This window comes from Mycobacterium sp. IDUB_9, from assembly GCF_055419505.1.
This window is the reverse complement of the sequence record NZ_JBVAXU010000002.1, coordinates 30,795-49,761: the sequence shown is the minus strand read 5'-3', so window position 1 is coordinate 49,761 and position 18,967 is coordinate 30,795. Positions and strand designations below refer to the sequence as shown.

Annotated in this window: 17 protein-coding genes; 13 read left to right on the top strand and 4 right to left on the bottom strand. The window is 66.4% G+C overall.

From position 1 onward, the window contains the following. Positions 1-60: 60 nt before the first annotated feature. Together ACZY08_RS08790 and ACZY08_RS08785 are read right to left on the bottom strand one after the other, a co-directional pair. On the bottom strand, positions 61-1,002 hold the full coding sequence (locus ACZY08_RS08790; protein ID WP_463745197.1) for a CobW family GTP-binding protein: 942 nt from the start codon (positions 1,000-1,002) through the stop codon (positions 61-63). A 45-nt stretch (positions 1,003-1,047) separates the two neighbouring features. After that, positions 1,048-2,832 (bottom strand): hydroxysqualene dehydroxylase, encoded by a 1,785-nt coding sequence (locus tag ACZY08_RS08785; protein WP_463745198.1) that lies wholly within the window; start codon positions 2,830-2,832, stop codon positions 1,048-1,050. Positions 2,833-3,146: 314 nt separating this feature from the next. Between ACZY08_RS08785 and ACZY08_RS08780 the strand changes: the two genes are divergently transcribed. From ACZY08_RS08780 to ACZY08_RS08730, 11 genes are read left to right on the top strand one after another with little or no spacing between them, the layout of a single operon-like run. Continuing rightward, positions 3,147-3,959 carry an MlaE family ABC transporter permease gene (locus ACZY08_RS08780; RefSeq protein WP_463745199.1) on the top strand — a complete coding sequence of 271 codons (813 nt, stop codon included), beginning with the start codon at positions 3,147-3,149 and terminating at the stop codon, positions 3,957-3,959. Next, a complete protein-coding gene (locus ACZY08_RS08775) occupies positions 3,956-4,813 on the top strand; it encodes an MlaE family ABC transporter permease (protein WP_463745200.1) in 858 nt (285 codons plus the stop codon). The genes ACZY08_RS08780 and ACZY08_RS08775 overlap by 4 nt, the downstream gene beginning before the upstream one ends. Then, positions 4,810-6,213 (top strand): MCE family protein, encoded by a 1,404-nt coding sequence (locus ACZY08_RS08770; RefSeq protein WP_463745201.1) that lies wholly within the window; start codon positions 4,810-4,812, stop codon positions 6,211-6,213. Before ACZY08_RS08775 ends, ACZY08_RS08770 begins: the two co-directional genes overlap by 4 nt. Further along, positions 6,210-7,262, top strand: a complete 1,053-nt coding sequence (locus tag ACZY08_RS08765) for an MlaD family protein (protein ID WP_463745202.1) — start codon at positions 6,210-6,212, stop codon at positions 7,260-7,262. The genes ACZY08_RS08770 and ACZY08_RS08765 overlap by 4 nt, the downstream gene beginning before the upstream one ends. Beyond that, complete coding sequence (locus tag ACZY08_RS08760) at positions 7,263-8,318, top strand: MCE family protein (RefSeq protein ID WP_463745203.1); 1,056 nt, start codon at positions 7,263-7,265, stop codon at positions 8,316-8,318. It begins immediately after the preceding gene. A 14-nt stretch (positions 8,319-8,332) separates the two neighbouring features. Next, positions 8,333-9,418: an MCE family protein gene (locus ACZY08_RS08755; protein WP_463745314.1), complete on the top strand. Its 1,086-nt coding sequence runs from the start codon at positions 8,333-8,335 to the stop codon at positions 9,416-9,418. Between the two features lie 6 nt (positions 9,419-9,424). After that, positions 9,425-10,495, top strand: coding sequence for an MlaD family protein (locus tag ACZY08_RS08750; protein WP_463745204.1), 1,071 nt, complete (start codon positions 9,425-9,427; stop codon positions 10,493-10,495). After that, positions 10,492-11,715 (top strand): MlaD family protein, encoded by a 1,224-nt coding sequence (locus ACZY08_RS08745; protein ID WP_463745205.1) that lies wholly within the window; start codon positions 10,492-10,494, stop codon positions 11,713-11,715. Before ACZY08_RS08750 ends, ACZY08_RS08745 begins: the two co-directional genes overlap by 4 nt. Further along, entirely contained in the window at positions 11,712-12,329 is a 618-nt protein-coding gene (locus ACZY08_RS08740) for a mce associated protein mas1a (RefSeq protein WP_463745206.1), read from the top strand. The genes ACZY08_RS08745 and ACZY08_RS08740 overlap by 4 nt, the downstream gene beginning before the upstream one ends. Before the next feature lie 38 nt (positions 12,330-12,367). Then, positions 12,368-13,273, top strand: a complete 906-nt coding sequence (locus ACZY08_RS08735; protein WP_463745207.1) for an oxygenase MpaB family protein — start codon at positions 12,368-12,370, stop codon at positions 13,271-13,273. Positions 13,274-13,278: 5 nt separating this feature from the next. Further along, positions 13,279-14,001 (top strand): oxygenase MpaB family protein, encoded by a 723-nt coding sequence (locus ACZY08_RS08730; protein ID WP_463745208.1) that lies wholly within the window; start codon positions 13,279-13,281, stop codon positions 13,999-14,001. 58 nt (positions 14,002-14,059) lie between these two features. Here ACZY08_RS08730 and ACZY08_RS08725 read toward each other — a convergent pair whose 3' ends face one another. Further along, positions 14,060-14,752: a demethylmenaquinone methyltransferase gene (locus ACZY08_RS08725; RefSeq protein ID WP_463745209.1), complete on the bottom strand. Its 693-nt coding sequence runs from the start codon at positions 14,750-14,752 to the stop codon at positions 14,060-14,062. Positions 14,753-14,834: 82 nt separating this feature from the next. On the opposite strand from ACZY08_RS08725, the gene ACZY08_RS08720 reads away from it, so the two are divergent. Both ACZY08_RS08720 and ACZY08_RS08715 read left to right on the top strand, forming a co-directional pair. Then, positions 14,835-15,659 carry an SDR family oxidoreductase gene (locus ACZY08_RS08720; RefSeq protein WP_463745210.1) on the top strand — a complete coding sequence of 275 codons (825 nt, stop codon included), beginning with the start codon at positions 14,835-14,837 and terminating at the stop codon, positions 15,657-15,659. A gap of 64 nt (positions 15,660-15,723) precedes the next feature. Next, complete coding sequence (locus ACZY08_RS08715) at positions 15,724-17,673, top strand: aconitate hydratase (RefSeq protein ID WP_463745211.1); 1,950 nt, start codon at positions 15,724-15,726, stop codon at positions 17,671-17,673. A 79-nt stretch (positions 17,674-17,752) separates the two neighbouring features. Here the strand turns inward: ACZY08_RS08715 and ACZY08_RS08710 are convergent, their stop codons facing one another. Further along, positions 17,753-18,880 carry a glycosyltransferase family 4 protein gene (locus tag ACZY08_RS08710; RefSeq protein ID WP_463745212.1) on the bottom strand — a complete coding sequence of 376 codons (1,128 nt, stop codon included), beginning with the start codon at positions 18,878-18,880 and terminating at the stop codon, positions 17,753-17,755. Positions 18,881-18,967 lie beyond the last annotated feature (87 nt).

The following is an 18,967-nucleotide window of genomic DNA, read 5'->3' as shown; positions in this document are numbered from 1 at the left end:
GCGGCTCCTTGAATTCGGGTGAGCGGCCAGGATAGCCGGACGAGAAACCGCCGACACCAGCTACACCACGTACTTGAGCACCCCGAGCATCGCGTTCTCGTCGGCCGGCTCACCGGTGCACCGCTGCAGCCCGGCCAGTACCGCCGCAGGGTCCATCCCGGTGCCGATCAGCACCAACTCGGTGGCCGCCCCACGCCGCTTCTCGAATCGCAGCGAGCTGCCGACGAGCTGCAGCAGGAAGCGCTGAGCGCCGAAGTCGACGAAACCCTTGGCACGGTAGAGCCCTTCGGGGCGGTCTCGCAGGAACTCCATGAACAAGCGTGGGTTGACCGCGGCATCGGTGCGGAACTCCACACTCTGATACTCGGGATGCTCGTGATCGTGCTGCTCGTGCAGCAGCTCGTCGAACGACAGCTGGGCCTGGGGCGTCCGCTCAGGTGGATCGATCAGCAATTCGGGGTCGACACGGGCAAAGTCGGTGGGCAACACCGGAACCCGGGGACTGAACTCGCGGATCTGTGCGAGCAGACCGTCGGCGTCGGCGCACGAGGACGCCTTGTTGAGCACCACCAGATCGGCGACCGGCAGCCCGTGACTCAGGTCGGGTTGCAGGCCGTCGAGAACCAGAACCAGGCCGGCGTAATGGAAGCGGGGATCGTCGACGGTGACGATGGTGCGGGCCAGAGAGGCCGGTTCGGCCACACCGCTGGCCTCCACCACGATGAGATCGAGCCGCGGTTTGACGGCCGCGAGCTTGCCGAGCATCTCGCCCACTTCTTCCCCGTCGACCGCACAGCAGATGCATCCGTTGGACAGCGACGCCATCGCGTCGACCTGCCCGGCCACCAGCATGGCGTCGATGTTGACCGCCCCGAAGTCGTTGACCAGCGCCCCGATGCGGACGCCGCGACTATTGCGCAGCAGGTGGTTGAGCAGCGTGGTCTTGCCGGCGCCCAAGTGCCCGGCGACCGCGAGCACGGGTACGGATCCGGTCGAGGTCACCGGCCTATCGTAGGGTTATTGGTAATTGTTTTCAGTAAGGGGGGGTCAGGTCGGCCATCGGGTGTCGACGATGTCGAACGCGTGGGGCAACCTGGCCCGGTATCGCGCCTTGTCGGCGGCCTTGAACGGGGCCCACCACGGCGCCTGGAACAACCCGAGAACGTTGACCTTCGGCCCCTGATAACCCGACGCCATCAGCACCCCGTTGGCGGCGTAGCGTCCGCCCTCGTTGGCGCCCTCCATCGTGGTGACGTTCTGGTCGGTCTTGATCCACTCGCCGGCCAGGAACAGGTTGTCGATCCCGGTGACAGCCTCGGGCCGGCGCGCCCACGAACCCGGGTCCTGGATGAACAGCGGTTCGTCGTTGCGCACGTTGGGCGTGCCCGAGTCGATGATCGACGGGTCGAGGAACCACGAATGCACCATCGCGTCGGTGACCACGATGCTGGTGTCGTTGAGGTGCGCCTTGATCTGCGCCCAGGCCTCGGCGGCAATCTGCGGCGGAGTGCACTGCCTGGCACTGAGCCCGTTGAAATTTCCCTGCGTGCTCCAGTCCGAGATGATCGCCGACAGACAGTCTTTGACGGTGCCGTCCCCATAGGACGTCAGTGGCCGCTTCCAGAACTGGGCCTCGCTGATGGAGGTGAGCCCCCATCCGGAGTCGACGTAGTTGACGTGCCCCTTGGTGACGTCGACGCGCTCGCGCAGAAAGAACATCAGCCCGTTCATCCACTCGGTGCGTAACGCCGCCACCGAGGCGAGCTTGGGATCGGCGGCGACCACGTCGGGAGTGAGTACCGCCGCGAGCTTCTCGCAGGGCACGGCAGAGATGTACCAGTCTGCGACCACAGGTTGGGCCACCCCGTTGCCGTCCACCACTGTGGCCGAGGCGATGTGACGACCGTTCGGGGTCAGGCGGGCCAGCGCCTGGCCGAGCCGGAACGTCACCCCCAGCGATTGCAGGTGCGCCACCCAGGGATCGATCCACTGCAGGCTGGTGGGTCCGTTGAGCACCCGGTCGAATCCCTTGTTGTCGATATCGTTGCCCAGCAGCAGGATCGACCACACCGAGGCCTCACCGACCAGCCCGATCGAATGCGCGCTGGCGTCCTTGGACTTGGAGGCGGCCAGATTCCGGATGATGCCGTCGGCCAGGTAGCGGTTGTACTCCTTGCTCTTGTGGTCCGCCCCGATGTATTTCTCCCAGGTCATGTTGTCCCACTGACCGAGCTTGCGCTCGTCGCAGCTGGTGACGTAGACCGCGAGCTTCTGCGCGGCGTACACCGCCTCCAACGGCGGCAACCGGAACAGCGTCTGGAACACCGCGGCCACCGACTCGGTGAACGCCTTCGGGGTGATGGGGTTGGGCAGCGTCGGGATCGGAAAGGGCAGCGGAATGGTCAGATCCGCCCGCCCCAGCCCCGAATGCAGATATGACGTGGCCCGGGTCAGGTTCTGCCATACGCCGAAGGTGTTGCCGGCGAACGGGATACGACGCATGGTGTCGGTGACGTTGCGGTAGAAGCCCGGGAAGAACCGGAAGCCGTGTTCGGCCGGTAGCGCGCTGCCCGACGGCGACGGCGCCGGGATCGATCGCGCCTTGCCGCCCAAGGCTTTTCGCTCGAACACCGTGACCCGGTACCCACGCTCGGCCAGCTCGTGGGCGGCGGTCAGGCCGGCCACCCCGGCACCGAATATCGCGACCGTGGACCCGGGAGCTGCGCGCGCGGTTGCCGGCCCGCTCAGCGCCGCGGCGGCCACCCCCGCCGTGGCCGTTCCGGCCAGAAACGACCTTCGTGAAATGTGACGCTTCCCGACCCCACCAGCCATACCGATACCACCTAAGCTCGGCAATCCCCGTGGCCGATAAGTTAATGCCGATTCTCACGGAAAGCCGATCCGACACGCCGAGCGAATTTGAGCGGCATCGATTCGAGGCTGTAGTCACAAGCCTGCACTCATAACCGCTCTATACCTGAGGAGATAGGTTAGATCAGCTCGAGAATCGTCGTTCACTTAATCCTTGCGGCGGCGTCCCGAAATGTGACATGCTCCACATGCGGCCGGGGGGTCAGAACGATGCTCAACACAGCCGGTATCGCCGGCAGCCCCGCGCATGCCACGACAAGCGCGGAAGGAACTCGATGACCTACGAGCTACCAGCGTCCAAGGGCCCCGTTCGGGACGTCCTGATCCAGGGCGGCCACGTACTCGGCTTCTCGGTGCAGGCTCTGGTCAGCGTCGTCACCGCAGTGGTACGCCGGCGCCTGGTGCTCGACGAGGTCGTCAACCAGACCTTGTTCATCGGCCGGGTGTGCACCGGGCCGGCCCTGCTGCTGATGATGCCCATCGGCGTGTTCATCGCTGTGTCGGTCGGTGAGCTGGCGGGGCGCATCGGTGCCGGCGGCTATTCCGGCGCGGTGGTGGCGTTCATCATCGTCGGTCAGGCCGCGGCCCTGGTGTGCGCCTTGATGATGGCCGGTGTGGCCGGATCGGCGATCTGTACCGATCTGGGATCTCGCACCATCCGCGAAGAGATCGACGCGATGGAGGTCATGGGCCTGGACGTGATCGAGCGGCTCGTGGCACCGCGACTGGTCGCCGCCGTCATCGTGGCCCTGGCCCTGTGCGCGATCGTCACCTTCGGCGGCGTGATGGCGTGCTACCTGTACCACATCAGCGTGCAGCACCTGCCGGCCGGAACTTTCCTGGCCACGTTCAGCCAGTACGGCCAGGTGTCGGATTTCGTGATGGCACTGATCAAGTCAGCGGTGTTCGGACTCACCGCGACCCTGGTCGCCACCTTCAAGGGCCTGCACACCAAGGGCGGCGCCGGCGGGGTGGCCAACGCGGTGAACGAGGCCGTGGTGCTGGCCTTCGCCCTGGTCTTCATCCTCAACACCACCATGTCGGCGCTGTATACCGTCGTGGTTCCGGCCGTGGGCAGTTACCGATGACCGCACTTACCAGCAGTGCTGCCCTGCACCGGATTTCGCGCCCCGCAGTCGCCGGGTACGACGCGCTCGCGGTGGCCGGCCAGCACGTCACGTTCTACGCCAAGGTCCTGGGCTCCCTGCCGTATGCCCTGGTGCGCTACCGCAAGCACACCCTCGGCCAGATCGGCGAGGTCACGTTTGGCACCAGCTCTCTGCTGTCCGGCGGCGGGACCATCGGCATCGTGTTCGCGATGTCTCTGGCTGCGGCCATGATGCTGGGAGTCGAGACCCAGCGCGGCCTGGATCTGGTGGGGATGAACACGCTGTCAGGCATGCTCGCGGCGATCGCCAACACCCGCGAACTCGCACCCGTCGTCGTGGCAATCGCGTTGGCCGCCAAGGTCGGGACGGGCTTCACCGCCCAGATCGGGGCCATGCGGATCTCCGACGAGATCGACGCCATCGACGCCATGGCACTGCGTTCCATCCCCTACCTGGTGGGCACCCGCGTGCTGGCCTCCGTGGTCTGCGTCATCCCGATCTACATGATCGGGCTGCTGGCGAGTTATCTGTCCACCCGCACCGTGGTGGTGATCTTCAACGGTGCCTCCCCCGGCACCTACGACTACTTCTTCCACCTCGCCCTGGGCCCGCGCGATCTGCTCTACTCTGGGATCAAGGCGATCGTCTTCGCCATCGTGGTGGCCCTGGTGCACTGCACCTACGGCTACTTCGCCTCGGGCGGGCCGGCCGGGGTGGGGCAGGCCGCGGGCCGCGCACTGCGCACCGCGATCCTGGCGGTCGGCATCCTCGACGTGCTGCTGACCTTCGCGCTGTGGGGCCTGGTCCCCGAGATCCCCGGGATGGGAATGTGAAGCGCCGCACCGAGCCCGGCCGGGCCCGACTGGCGCTGCGTGGCCTGGCCGCCGCCACCGTGGCGGCAGCAGTGGCCTCCGCCCTGGTGGCCAGGGCGTCGGGACATCTGGAACGCAGTTCCGATGTGTTCGTCGGCGTCCCGGTGTCGGCCGGGCTGATCACCGGGGGATCCCCGGTGCGCTACCACGGTGTCAACGTCGGACGCATCGCCGACATCGAGTCGGGCACCCGTACCTCCCGGGTCCGGCTGGCCATCGAACCCGACAGTCTCGGCATCATCCCGTCCTCGGCCGTCGCGCGGATCGTGCCCCGCACCTTCTTCGGCGACATCTACCTGCAACTCGTCGACCCCCAAGGTAACCGGGCGACCACCGGGCTGAAGCCAGGTGACACCGTGGCGATCGACGACAGTCCCGATGCGATGGCGCTCTACGACGTGTTCACCAAGATCGTCGACCTGTTCTCGCAGATCAAACCCGAGCGCATGCAGACCGCCCTCACCGCGATCAGCCAGTCCCTGCGCAACCGCGGTACCGAGTTGGGCACCACGATCGACAACCTGAGCGCGAGCGCCCAGGTGCTGACTCCGTCGCTGGTGCGGTTCCTCGACACCACACCGCAATTCCGGGACGTGATGGCGTCGCTGAACACCGCTACCCCCGACATCATCTCCACACTGTCGGCGGCGACGTCGGTGTCCAACCGGATGGTCGACGACCAGAAGAAGTTCGCCTCGGCGCTGGACGGTTTCGCCCGGTTCTCCTCGGTGCTCACCGCATTCCTGTCCGACCATCGCGAACAGTTGATCACCGTCGTCGACTCGGCAGGCAAGATCATGGCGACCACCGCCGCCCAACCCCTGGGGCTGGTCGACACCCTGGCCGGCGCGCAGTCGTTCGGGGAGGCCGGCGCCAAGGTGTTCGCGACGGGCAAGTTCAACATCACCGCCGTAGCGACGTTCGCCGGGCCGATGCCGTACTCGCTGCAGGACTGTCCGGTGTACGGCAACACGGGAGGCGCCCGGTGCGCCGAATCCGCACCGTCGGGCGAGGTGCCGACGCAGCCGGAGGACATCCTGTCCCGACCCGCCGCCGACCTCCCGGTCAACCCATTTGCCGCCCCCGCACCGCATATGCCGACGCACTCGTTCCTGCCGCCTGGGCCCGGGCTGCCGCAGTCGGCACCCATCCCCACCGAACCCGGACCGCTTCCCGCCGAGGCGGTTCCGGGTGCCGCACCCGCCTCCGCAGTCGTCGACGCCGACGGCCAGGCCCACGCCCTGGCCGTGTTGCAGGACGAACTGGTGCCCCCGGCCGGCGGTCCGTCGGCGCAGCCGAACATCGCCACGGTGCTGATGCTGGGCCCGCTGGTGCGCGGCACGGAAGTGCAGGTCTCATGAACCGCAACGGTCGGTGGCAGTCGTGGGCCAGACTGGGCGCGTTCTGCACTGCGGGTGTACTGAGCGCGGTGTTGGTGATCAACACCCTGTCGGTTCCGGTCCGCGGTAGCACCGTGACCTACCAGGCGCAGTTCACCAGCGTCGAGGGACTCAATGTCGGAAACCCGGTGAGCATGAACGGCATTCGGATCGGGCGCGTGGATTCGATCCGGTTCGCGCCCAATCCCGACGGCACCAGCCGGGCCGACGTCGACATCGAGGTCAACTCCGATTTCACCCTGACAAGCAATGTCACCGCGGCGGTGCGCTACGGCGACATGCTCGGGGCCCGCTATGTGGCGCTGTCCGACCCCGGTGGCGCCATCATGGACGTCTCCACCGGCGAACCGCCCGCGCGACTGGCCGCCGGAGGAGTGATCCCACTGGCCCAAACCTCGCCCGCGGTGGATCTGACCGCACTGCTCAACGGTTTCAAGCCGCTGTTCGACGCGCTGGCACCAGAACAGGTCAACACCCTCACCCGGGGATTCGTCGAGACCTTCAGCGGCCAGGCGCAGACCTTGACGACGCTGCTGACCCAGATCGCCGCGATGACTTCCAATCTGACCGGGAACTCCGCAATTTTTACCCAGCTGATCGACAACATGTCGACCCTGATGCGCACCATGAACAGCCGCCAGCCCCAACTGGAACAGATGCTCAGCGGGCTCAACCGGCTCAGCGCCGCGGTGACCTCCGGTGACCGGCAGTTCGAGACGCTGATCGACCAGGGCAACGCCGTGCTGGCCACCCTGGCCAACACGGTCGACAACTCCAGCGCCGCGTACGGAGACACCATCACCAACCTCAACACCATGCTGCAGACGTGGCAGCCCAACACCGACGAATTCACCACGCTGCTGGCCCGGCTGCCGGAGTTCGGTGATGCGATCAACCGGACCTCCAGCTACGGCGGGTTCGTCAGCCTGTACCTGTGCAACTTCACCCTCAAGATCCGCAGCCACGAAGCCAACATCTTCGGCAGCAGACATTCCGAGGTGTGTCTGTAGATGTTCCTCGTCAAACTGATCGACCTCTTCGTCGGCGCGGTGATCTTCCTCTTCGTCAAAGATCAGCGCAAGCACAACCCGTCAATCCCCTTGGCACTGGGCATGATCGGCACGGTCACCCTGATCTCCATCATGGTCGTCTCGATCGGGATCCCCCGGGCGGTCTACCACGTGCGGACCAACGCGTATGTGGCCGAACTGGCCAATGCCAGCGGCCTTTCCGGTGGCGACCCGGTGTACGTCGCCGGGGTACCGGCCGGGCGCGTGGAAGATGTGGCATTGGCCGGTGACCGCGTGCGGGTCGGCTTCCGGCTGGACAAGGCGCAGGCCCTCGGCAACCGCACCACCGTCACGGTGCGGTTGCGCACCGTACTGGGCAAGCGGTTCCTCGACGTCATGCCGGCAGGGACGATCAATGGTTTGGATTCCAACGTTATCCCGTTGTCGCGCACCACAGTTCCCTACAGCCTCGACGAAGTCGGGCGCAAGGCCGCCGACACCGCCGAGCACGTCGACCCGCAGCCGCTGACAGCGATGATGAACACCCTGGCCGACACCATGCCCGGCAACAGCACCGAGCTCGGCCAAGCGCTGGCCGGAATCAGCGCCGCCAGTTCCGCCTTCGCCGCCAACGGCGACAAGATCGACGAGATCCTCCGGATCAGCCGCTCGATGGCCGAAATGCTGTCGCACCAGACGGATTCACTGGCCGACACCGCGGCCAACGCGCAGTACATCGTGGCCTCGCTGGCCGCGCGCCGCCAGGCCCTGACCGACATCGTCACCAACCTGACCGCGATCATGCAACACCTGGCCGCGATCTACACCGAGAAGCAAGCCGATTTCGGCAATTTGATCGCCGGCCTCACTGCGGTCACCGGAACCCTGAAAGCCAATGTGGACAAGATCGACCAGACCCTGCTCAAAATGCCACCGGCGATCCGTGCAGTCACCAACTCCACCGGCAACGGCAACTGGGCCGACGTGAACTCACCGTCCGTGGTGATGCCCGACAACCTGTTGTGCTTCCTCAATGTTCAGCGGGAGTGCCGGTGAAGCGACAGATCTCGATGCTGCTCATCGTCACCCTTTGCCTGGGCGCCGGTGGCTGGTACGTGTTCGGCCGCACCGACCGGGCCCGCACCGTGCATGCCGACTTCGGCTACATCAACGGCATCTATCCGGGAAGCAAGGTCACCGTGCTCGGGGTGCCGGTGGGCAGGGTCACCGCGGTGACGCCCCAGGGCACCACGGTGCGGGTCACCATGACCCTGCCCGACGACGTCGTACTGCCCGCCGAACCCGACGCCTATGTGGTGAGCCCGGCACTGATCAGTGACCGCAGTGTCGAACTCGGCCCGGCCTACAACGGAACGGGACCCACCCTGGCCGACGGGCACGTCATCGGAGCCGACCACAGTCACTCCCCGATCACCTTCGACAGCATGCTCGGCAGCCTGAGCACACTGACCTCGGCGATCGGGCCCGAGCAGGGCGACATCGGTGCGGTACTGACCCGCGGCGCCGACCAGTGGCGGGATCAGGGCAAGCTGTTCAACTCCGCGATGCGCAACCTGAGCGCGGCCAGTGGCGTGCTGGGCGCCCGGGCCGAGGACATCGGCGCGGTGGTGGACAACCTCAGCACGCTGATGGCCGCGTTCAATCAGCGGCAGGTGTCGCTGAACCAGATGGTCGACGAACTCGGCCAGGTCGGCGGCAGCTGGGCCGACGCCAACGTCGACATCGCCCAGCCCATGGCCGATCTCAAGGTGGTGCTCGACCAGGTCGACACCTTCGTCACCCAGCACGGCGACGACCTCGGCACCATCGCGGCCAACCTCAACGCCGTCGGTGATGTGCTGACCGCCAAGCAACCCCAGTTGGCCGAGTTCATGGACCTGGTGCCGCTGATGATGCAGAACCTGTCCAACACCGTCGGCCAGGACCGGCGCGGCCGGATCCGGCTCAACGTGTCCACGGTCCTGACCCAGTTCGCCGCGGCCCAAAATTTCTGCGACCGCAACATGTTGCCGATGTGCGTGGGTGCCGGGATCACCAACCCGATCTCCTACCCGATCAGCCGATCCGACCCGCTGGGCATCGTCTCCGCCGTCACCGGCAACGCCCCGGCGCCGAACCCGAAGTACCCGAGGTGAACGGTCATGCCTAGACCCATGCGCAAGCCCACTCTCCGGGGCGCCGCCACTTGCTGTGCGGTGGTCGTGGCCGCAACCGCCGTATGGGCGTTGGGCGATATCGGTATCCAGGACCTTCCGCTGGGTCGCACCTCCCCCACCGACACTCTGGCGGTCACGGTGGTACTGCCGACGGCCGACGGGATCACCATCGGCGCCGACGTCCGCAACGGGCAGAAGGTCGTGGGCCGGGTCAGCGGGATGAGCCTGGCCGCCTCGGGAGCCTCGGTGCAACTGAGCCTGGCCGACTCCGACGGACTGGATTCCGGCACCGTGGCCAGCGTCGAACTGCCCTCGGCCCTTGGCAATCCGTTCGTCCGGCTCAGCAGTGCGCCACAGGCGCCACAGCGTGCGCTGCGCGACGGCGACGTGATCCCGCCCAGCCACACCGAGCTCGGGCCGCAGATCGAAAGCGCGCTCGCCACCTTCGGGGCCCTGCTGAGCCGCAGCGGCGTCGACCAGTTGGCCACCATCGTCACCGAACTGGACAAGGCGTTCGGCGGGCGGGCGGACAAGGTGCGCGGCCTGATCGACTCGATGTCCATGCTGGCCGCCAAGGCCTCAGAGCACCAGGGCGAATTCGACCAGGCAATGCGCCTGGCAGCCAACATCACCGGACAGTTCGGCCACGAGCAGAAGACCGTGGCCGGCTACCTCGACGCGGTACCCAAGGTGGTGGCGATGCTCGATGTGCAGCGCGCCAAGCTGCAGACGCTGTTCTCCTCGACCACCGCGCTGGCCGCCACCGCCAACAGTGTGCTGTCCTCGACCGACCTCAGTGCCATGGTGACCGATGCCGGCACGGTCGTGCAGACGATGGGTGCCTTCAACGACCGGCTCGGCGGAATGCTCAATTCGATGAACGGCTTCCTGGAGAAGTTCGGAAACTCGGTACACGGCGACTACCTGATGTTCGATGGCGCCCTGGACATTCCGGGCACCATCGACAAACTGCTGACCGGAGGGCTGATCGTCAACGGCACCCCGATCACCGGGGACGTGGCGCTGGAGGGGTTCTTGTCGGGAGGTCTGAATTGAGACGCCTGGTAGTGGTTCAGCTGGCGATCTTCGCGGTGATCGCCGCAGTCGTCATCCCGTTCGGTATCCGGTATGTGGCCGGGCCGCAAGGGTTTCGAACTCCGATGACCCTGACCGCCACGATGACCGACGCATTCGGCCTGACCGCAGGCACCAGCGTCACCGTGCGCGGGGTACAGGTCGGCACCGTCGACGACGTCTGGCTGGCCCCCGACGGCACCGCCATGGTGCGGCTGGCAATCGACCCCGACACCAGGATCCCGCGCGACGCGATCCTGACCGTCGGCATGGGTACGGCCGCAGGCATCCAGAGCGTGGACATCATGCCCCAGTCCGACGCCGGCCCGTACCTGGCGTCCGGGGACACCATCGCCGCACCGTCCGACCGTCAACCGGTCCAGATGGACCGAATCATGGGTGACACCGCGCAACTGGTGAAAGGCATTGACACCCAGGCAGTTCGGGACGTCGGCACGGAATTGTCGAACGCCTTCGAAGGGCTGGGCCCTGACCTGGCCATGCTGATCGACAACGCGTCGGACATGTCCACCCGCATCCGCAGCCAGACCGGCCAACTGCAGCCACTGGTCGAGGGCACCGCAGCATTGGTCACCACCATGGCCGGCCAGGGTGACCCGTTCGTTCGGGGTATGGCAGCGAGTGCGCGGCTGGCCAACCAACTCGACGGCAGCGGCCCGGCGTTCCTGTACCTGACCGACCGGTCACCGGCCGCGCTGAAATCCCTGCAGCGGGTGCTGGATACCTATCAGGGCACCTTCGGCGCCACGCTTGCCAACCTGGCGACCGTTACCCCGATCATCGGCGACCGCACCGATTCGCTGCAGACCGGGCTGTCCACGATCCCGAAAGGCCTGCAGGATCTGACGTCGATCGTCAAGGTCGACGCCACCGGCCAGACCCGGGCGGATTTCTCGTTGATCGCCACCCAGGGGCCGGTCTGTAATTACGACGTCGACCGGCGGGCCATCGGCGATGTGAGTCCCACCGAACCCAACCTGGTGATGTACTGCCCGCCCGCACCCGACATGCTGATGCGGGGCGCGGTCAACGCACCCCGGCCCAACGACCTCGGCTTGCAGAACTCACAGACCCCTGGGTATCCGATCGGACCCGAGGTGGTCAACGACCCGGTCAAGATCCCGACCCTGGCTCAGCTGGCCTACAAATGGCGCAGCATCCTGAAAGGTGGCCCGCAGTGAGCAAATCCGACGACGACTGCATCGACGAAGATCGCAGCGAATCGGTACTGACATTGGAGAAACGCTCCGACGATTCCGAGGACCTTGAAGCCGACGAGACCGGTTCCGAGGACTCCGAGCCCACCCCGTCCGGTCGGCTCAAGCGCCGGGTCGTAACGGGCGTGGTCGCGCTGCTGGCCGTCGCCGCCACGGCCGCACTGGTGGTGTTGTCGATCGGCGAGTACCACCACCGCCGCGACGACGCGCTGCGCGCCCAGGCGGTGACGATGTCGCGGGACTATCTGGTGGCGATGGCCGCGTTCGACTACCAGAAGATGGACGCCAACCGCGAGCACATCGTCGCCAATTCCACCTCCGGGTTCGCGGCCAAGTACGACGAGATGGTCAAGGCGCTTCGCGACATCGTGGTGACCAGCAAGGGCGTCGCGACCGCCACGGCCGATCATGTGGTCGTCGACTCGCTCGACGGCGACACGGCGACCGTCGTCGCCTTCGTCGATCAGCACGTCACCAATGTCACAGCGCCACAAGGCAGTAACCAGAAGTACCGGATGGTGGCCAAGCTCGTGCGGAGCGGCGACCGCTGGATCGTCGACGACGTGCAGACCGTGTAACCGCACCATTCGCCCTGTTCGCCCCCGGAAGGAGTCCCATGCCAGCGACGTACGTGGACCTGGCCGCCGAGCCGCGGCTGACCATCGCCGACACCCGCATCACCGTCACGCAACGGGTGCCGCGGTGGATCAGAAAGAAGGAGGTCGACCTCTCCGACGCGCTGGACTTCTGGTCGGCCGCCGGGGCGGCGGCCAACGTCATCATGCAGATGAGCTGGCCCGAAGTCGGCTACGGCGTCGCCGAAAGCCGGGTGGAATCCGGAAGTTTGGTGCACCACCCATGGAAGCGGCTGCGCACCACCGCGCAATACCTGACCGTCGCGATCCTCGGCACCGACGAGGAGAAGAACGCCTACCGGGAGGCCGTCAACGTTGCGCACCGGCAGGTGCGGTCCACCGAGGACAGTCCGGTCAAGTACAACGCGTTCAACCGAGAACTGCAGTTATGGGTGGCCGCCTGCCTTTTCATCTTCTACGAGGACACCCATCAGCTTCTGTACGGGACCATGACCGAGGAGCAGGCCGAAACCTTCTATCAGAGCGCGATGACCATCGGCACCACCCTGCAGGTCCTCGAGGAGATGTGGCCGGCCACCCGGGCGGACTTCGATGCGTACTGGAACACCGCATGCGAACGCGTCGAGATGACGCCGTTCGTCCGGGATTACCTCATGGTTCTGGTGGAACTGCGGATGATCAACTGGCCGATGCGGAAGATGCTGGCACCACTGCTGCGGTTCTTGACCATCGGGTTCCTGGCGCCGGTGTTCCGCGACGCGATGGAACTCGAGTGGACCGACACCGACCGCCGTCGCTTCGAACATCTCTTTCTGTTCGTGGCGTTCGTCAACCGCTTCCTGCCGAAGTCGCTGCGCAACGGCAACTATGCCGTGCTGATGAAGGATCTGCGTCGACGGATCCGCCGTAAGAAGGCCCTGATCTGAGCGAGGTGGCAGCCGGACTCGGCCCGGACACGCAGCTGTGGCGCTACCTCGAGGATCGGCGGTTCCTGTTCACGCTGCCTCGTGCGGTGTGCCTGCAGTCTCTACATCCGACGATCGCCACCGGAATCACGCAGCATGCGCTGTTGCACCGACGAGTCTGGCTGCACCACAAACGCACTGTGACGCAGGCGATCAGAATCGCCCACTCCAACGTCGACATGCGGCCGTACATCCGGTTCGCGCACGAAGACGTCAAGGGCCGCGACCCGGCCGGGAACAAGTACCACGCGCTGAACCCCGACGTGTTCCACTTCCAGCACGCCACCTACGTGGAAAGCCTTGTGATGATGGTGAATACCTTCATCCGGAAGCTGGACGACGACGAACACGAGCAGCTCTACCAGGAGTGCTGCGCGTGGTACCGGCGCTACGGCATCTCCACCCGCCCGATGCCGGCCAGCTGGCCCGGGTTCTGCACGTACTTCGAGAACGCATGCCGCTCCCAGTTGTCGGCGGGCGAGCACTTCGAACCGTTTCGCCGGCAGATGTTCGCGCCGACGGACTGGTGGCCACAGGCCGTGCCGCACCGGGCGATCCGGGCCATGCAGCATCCAGTGGCGGCCGAGCTGACCGGAACCGTGGTCAGCGCTCGCGATCGGCGCTCCCTACGTCGGTTCGCTGTGGTCAGCCGGGCTTTATCCACGCCGAAACGGCATTCCAGCAGCTAGTTACTCGAATAAATCCTGCCGGAATGCCGTTTCGGCGGAGGTCAGGGGCCCCGGGTGCTCAGGTAGACGGCTTCGTCGCCGCGTGCAAAGCGACGATGCCACCAGTCAGGTTGCGCCACTTGACCTGTGACCACCCGGCATCGGCGATGCGGCGTGCCAGCTCGTCCTGATCCGGCCAGGCCCGGATCGACTCGGCCAGGTACACATAGGCGTCCGGGTTGCTCGACACCGCGGTGGCCATCCGCGGCAGCGCCTGCATCAGATATTCCTTGTAGAGCGTGGCGAACGCACCATTGGTCGGCGTCGAGAACTCGCACACCACCAGTCGGCCACCGGGCCGCGTCACCCGGGCCATCTCGCGTAGCCCTGCCACATGGTCGACAACGTTGCGCAGCCCGAAGCTGATGGTGACCGCGTCGAACACCCCGTCGGCGAACGGCAGCCGGGTGGCGTCGGCGCCCACCTTCGGCACGGGGCGTGAGGCCCCGGCGGCGAGCATGCCCACCGAGAAGTCCGCGGCCACGCACCACGCACCCGATGAGGCCAGCTCGACCGTCGACACCGCGGTGCCCGCGGCCAGGTCCAGCACCTTGTCGCCGGGCCCGATACCGAGTGCTGCCCGCGTCTGCCGGCGCCAGAACCGGTCCTGCCCGAGCGAGAGCACCGTGTTCGTGAGGTCGTAACGCCGTGCCACGGCATCGAACATCGATGCCACTTCGTGGGGGTTCTTCTCCAGGCTCGCGCGACTCACGTCGCCGACGGTACCCGTACCGATCCCTGTGAACTTCCTGCGACCGGGAATTGGTGCTCGGCGGGGCGCCTTGAACCTGATCATGAGCGAAAAAGTGTGGTTCATCACCGGTGCATCGAGAGGCTTCGGCCGTGAGTGGGCAATCGCCGCCCTCGACCGGGGCGACAAGGTGGCCGCCACGGCCCGCGACACCGCGACGCTGGCCGACCTGGCCGACAAGTACGGCGACGCACTCCTGCCGCTCCGGTTGGACGTCACCGACCGCGAGGCGGACTTCGCCGCGGTCAATCAGGCGCACGACCACTTCGGCCGGCTGGACGTCGTCGTCAACAATGCCGGCTACGGACAGTTCGGCTTCATCGAGGAACTGTCGGAGGCCGACGCCCGCGATCAGATCGAGACGAACGTCTTCGGTGCCCTGTGGGTCACCCAGGCCGCGCTTCCCTACCTGCGCGCCCAGGGCAGCGGGCACATCATCCAGGTGTCCTCGATCGGTGGTATCACCGCATTCCCCCTGGTCGGGATGTACCACGCGTCGAAGTGGGCGCTGGAAGGGTTCTCGCAGTCGCTGGCCCAGGAGGTCGCACCCTTCGGTGTGCATGTGACGCTGATCGAGCCGGGCGGGTTCTCCACCGACTGGGCCGGATCCTCGGCCAGACACGCTGCCCCGCTTGCCGATTACGACGAGGCCCGCGCCGCCGCGCAGCGCGCCCGCCAGCAGCGCAGCTCCAAGCCCGGTGACCCCAAGGCCTCCGCAGACGCGGTGCTCAAGATCGTCGACGCCGAAAACCCGCCGCTACGGGTGTTCTTCGGTGAGTTGCCCCTGCAGCTGGCCAAGGCCGACTATGAGGGCCGGCTGGCGACATGGGAGCAGTGGCAGCCGGTGTCGGTCCTGGCGCAGGGCTGATTTTCAGCGCGCGTTTTCCTCCACGGACCGTTTCGCCCGGCGGTGGCCGGGGAAGCCTGTGAACATGCCGGAGAGCGTCACACAGAAGTTGATCGGTTCGCATCTCGTCTCAGGGTCCATGACACCCGGAGAGGAGATCGTCATCCACATCGACCAGACGCTGACCCAGGACGCGACCGGAACCCTGGTGATGCAGGAGCTCGAGGCACTCGGTCTCGATAGGGCCCGCACCGAGGTCAGTGTGCAGTACGTCGATCACAACTTGCTGCAGACCGACGAGAAGAACGCCGAGGACCACGAGTATCTGCGCACCGCGGCGCAGCATTTCGGGCTGTGGTTCTCCAAACCCGGCAACGGGGTCTCCCACCCGACACACATGCAGCGGTTCGGCATACCGGGCAAGACGATGGTGGGTTCGGACTCCCACACACCGGCGGCCGGCTCGTTGGGGATGCTGGCGATCGGTGTCGGCGGGCTCGAGGTGGCGCTGGCCATCGCCGGTGAACCCCTGCACCTGCGGGCACCGCAGGTATGGGGTATCCGCCTGGAAGGTGAGCTACCCCAATGGTGTTCGGCCAAGGACGTCATCCTGGAGATGCTCCGGCGCCATGACGTCAAGGGCGGCGTCAACCGCATCATGGAGTATTACGGCCCGGGACTGGCGGGCCTGACCGCCATGGATCGGCACGTGATCGCCAACATGGGCGCCGAGCTCGGCGCGACCACCACCGTCTTCCCCAGCGACGACGCGGTGCGCGAATTCCTCCGCAGCGAGGATCGCGGCGACGACTGGATCGAACTCGTCGCCGACGACGGTGCCGAATATGACATCGATGAGGTTGTCGACCTTTCACAGCTGGAGCCGCTGATCGCCAAGCCGTCGTCCCCCGGCAACGTGGTCCCGGTGTCCGAAGTCGCCGGCGAACCCGTCGCTCAGGTGATCATCGGCTCCAGCGCCAACCCCGGCTTGCGGGACTTCGCGATCGCCGCGGCCATGGTGCACGGCCGGCAGACCTCGCCCGATGTCAGCTTCGACGTCAACCCGACCTCGCGCGAGATTCTCACCGACCTGACGCGCATGGGCGCCACGACCGAGCTCGTCATCAACGGGGCCCGTATCCACCAGGCCGGCTGCATGGGCTGCATCGGCATGGGCCAGGCCCCTGCCACCGGCCGCAACTCGCTCCGCACCATGCCCCGCAACTTCCCCGGCCGGTCCGGCACCCGGGAAGATTCGGTGTGGCTGTGTTCACCGGAAACCGCTGCGGCATCGGCGATCACAGGCGTCATCACCGATCCACGACAATGGGCTGCAGACAACGGCATCGAGTACCCCACGCTGGATCTGCCCACGCACTCCAGCGTCAACACCGCCATGCTGGTCGCCCCGTCCACGCCCGAGCAGGCGCTGGCCGTCGACGTCATCAAAGGCCCCAACATCTCCAGCCTGCCCGAGCTGACACCATTGCCCGACGAGATCGCGGCGCCGGTCCTGCTCAAGGTCGGCGACAACATCTCCACCGACGAGATCTCACCGGCGGGTGCGCGCGCCCTGCCGTTCCGGTCGAACATCCCCAAGCTGGCCATGTTCAGCTTCACCCAGATCGACGAAACCTACCCGGACCGGGCACAGTCCGCCGACGACGGCCACATCATCGTCGGCGGAGAGAACTACGGCCAGGGCTCGTCGCGCGAGCACGCCGCGATTGCGCCCCGCTATCTCGGGCTGAGGGTGGTGATCGCCAAGTCCTTCGCCCGCATCCACTGGCAGAATCTCGCCAATTTCGGTGTGCTGGCACTGGAATTCGTCGAGCCCACCGACTATGACACGGTGGCGCAGGACGTTGTACTCCACCTCACCGACCTCCGCCAGGCATTGGCCGACAGCCTTCCGATCACGGTCACCAACACCACGCGGGGCACGACTTTCGGGGTGCGCCATCGCCTTTCACCGAGGCAGATCCAGCATGTGCTGGCCGGTGGCCTGATCCCGTGGCTGGCCGCTCAGCGCTAGCTTTTCCTCACGAGCAGACACATATGTACCCGACACGCCATGGTTTTGGGTACATATGTGTCTGCTCGCGAGGAGAAAGTCAGGCGGCGCGCAACTGACGCAGGCCCTGCACGTCCTCGTAGTGGCCGATCAGCTCGTCGCAGATGGCCGGCCAGGTGCGGCCGAGCACACTGCGCCGGGCTGCCACCGAATAACGCGGCCGCTCGGCGATCAGATGCTCGACAGCCGCAGGCAGCGCCGAGTCGAATTCGTCTACCGGAAGCAACAATCCGGTGCGGTACGGCGCCACCAGATCCCGGGGCCCGCCGGCGTCGGGCGCGACCACAGGCAGACCTGACGCCATCGCCTCCTGCACCGCCTGGCAGAACGTCTCATGCTCGCCGGGATGGACGAACACGTCCATGCTGGCGTAGGCCGCGGCCAGGTCCGGCCCGTGCAGCTCGCCGGTGAAAACCGCGGTGGGCAAAGTGGTTTGGAGTTTATCCCGGTCCACCCCGGCACCGACCACCACAAGCTGCAAGTCGTCGCGGCCGGCCAGCGCAGCCAGCCGTTCCACGTGCTTCTCCGGGGCCAGCCGGCCGACGAACCCGACGATCGGCCTGCCGTCGGCCGACCACGACGCCCGCAACGCCTCATCGCGGGCCGACGGGGCGAACCCGGTGATGTCCACTCCGCGTCCCCACTTGAATACGCGGGGAATCCGGTGGGCCTCCAGGTTTTCCATCGCCGAGGTGGACGGGGCCAGAGTGCGGTCGGCCTTGCTGTGCAGGCGACGGGTCCAGGCCCACGACGCCCGCGACAGGACGCCGACCCCGTAGCTCTCGGCGAAGCCGGCGACATCGGTCTGGAACACGGCCACCGTCGGCACGCCCAGGTAGCGTGCGGCGTGCACGCCACCCCAGCCGAGGAGTGCGGGCGAAGCGAGGTGCACGACGTCAGGGTCGAAACCGCGCAGCACATTCACCATCCGGGGCCGCGGCACGCCCAGCGGCAGCGAGGTCACCTTGGGAAACATCCGCGAAGGCACCCGGTGCACACGGACACCGTCATGCACACGTTCGGCCGGCGGCTGACCCCGCGGGGTGTCCGGGGCGATGACAAGAACCTCATGGCCGGTGCGGCGGAGATGCTCGATCACCCGAAGCACCGAGTTGGTGACGCCGTTGACATTCGGGAGGAAGGACTCTGCAACGATCGCAACGCGCACCCCTCGATGCTCCCAGCGGCACCTGTCCCCTAGGTAGCGTCCGGGGATACGACACGCTAAAACCTGATGCCCGGGTCTAGGGTTGGC

Excerpts from the sequence above, each read along its gene's own strand:
- ACZY08_RS08735 (WP_463745207.1), top strand. The coding sequence starts at position 12,368 with ATGCCAGCGACGTACGTGGACCTGGCCGCCGAGCCGCGGCTGACCATC.
- ACZY08_RS08760 (WP_463745203.1), top strand. The coding sequence starts at position 7,263 with ATGTTCCTCGTCAAACTGATCGACCTCTTCGTCGGCGCGGTGATCTTC.
- ACZY08_RS08775 (WP_463745200.1), top strand. The coding sequence starts at position 3,956 with ATGACCGCACTTACCAGCAGTGCTGCCCTGCACCGGATTTCGCGCCCC.
- ACZY08_RS08750 (WP_463745204.1), top strand. The coding sequence starts at position 9,425 with ATGCCTAGACCCATGCGCAAGCCCACTCTCCGGGGCGCCGCCACTTGC.
- ACZY08_RS08785 (WP_463745198.1), bottom strand. The coding sequence starts at position 2,832 with ATGGCTGGTGGGGTCGGGAAGCGTCACATTTCACGAAGGTCGTTTCTG.
- ACZY08_RS08765 (WP_463745202.1), top strand. The coding sequence starts at position 6,210 with ATGAACCGCAACGGTCGGTGGCAGTCGTGGGCCAGACTGGGCGCGTTC.
- ACZY08_RS08755 (WP_463745314.1), top strand. The coding sequence starts at position 8,333 with ATGCTGCTCATCGTCACCCTTTGCCTGGGCGCCGGTGGCTGGTACGTG.
- ACZY08_RS08780 (WP_463745199.1), top strand. The coding sequence starts at position 3,147 with ATGACCTACGAGCTACCAGCGTCCAAGGGCCCCGTTCGGGACGTCCTG.
- ACZY08_RS08720 (WP_463745210.1), top strand. The coding sequence starts at position 14,835 with ATGAGCGAAAAAGTGTGGTTCATCACCGGTGCATCGAGAGGCTTCGGC.
- ACZY08_RS08715 (WP_463745211.1), top strand. The coding sequence starts at position 15,724 with ATGCCGGAGAGCGTCACACAGAAGTTGATCGGTTCGCATCTCGTCTCA.